1 protein-coding gene is annotated in these 593 nt (G+C 74.4%); it reads right to left on the bottom strand.

All coding sequences use genetic code 11. The features are described from left to right. Positions 1-593, bottom strand: a 593-nt coding sequence (ribB, locus tag B7L92_RS38890; protein WP_081241699.1) for a 3,4-dihydroxy-2-butanone-4-phosphate synthase, incomplete at both ends; no start/stop codon positions are given.

The raw sequence follows: 593 nt of genomic DNA, 5'->3' as shown, positions 1-593 counted from the left end.
TCCAGGGGGGCCGGGGGCTCGGGGGAGCGCCGGTAGGCGATCAGGTCCTCGATGGAGATGATCGTCAGACCGTGCTTGCGGGCGAAGGGGATCAGCTCGGGCAGCCGCAGCATCCGGCCGTCCTCGCCGGCGATCTCGACGATGGCACCGGCCGGGCGCAGGCCGGCGAGGCGGGCGAGGTCGACGGCGGCCTCGGTGTGGCCGTTGCGCACCAGCACACCGCCCGGGCGGGCGCGCAGCGGGAAGACGTGCCCGGGGCGGACGAAGTCGGCGGGGCCGGCCGTGCCGCCGGCCAGCAGCCGGAGCGTGGTGGCGCGGTCGTCGGCCGAGATGCCGGTGGTCACGCCGTGGGCGGCGGAGGCGTCCACGGAGACGGTGAACGCGGTCTTCATCGACTCGGTGTTGTCGTCCACCATCTGCGGGAGCCGCAGCCGGTCCAGCTCCTCGCCCTCCATGGGGGCGCAGATCAGCCCGCGGCACTCGCTCATCATGAAGGCGACGATCTCGGGGGTGGCCTTCTCGGCGGCGATGACGAGGTCGCCCTCGTTCTCGCGGTCCTCGTCGTCGACGACCACGACCGGGCGGCCGGCCGC

The organism is Streptomyces viridosporus (genome assembly GCF_002078235.1).
In the GTDB taxonomy this organism is placed as follows: domain Bacteria; phylum Actinomycetota; class Actinomycetes; order Streptomycetales; family Streptomycetaceae; genus Streptomyces; species Streptomyces viridosporus.
This window is presented reverse-complemented; position numbering and strand designations above follow the sequence as displayed.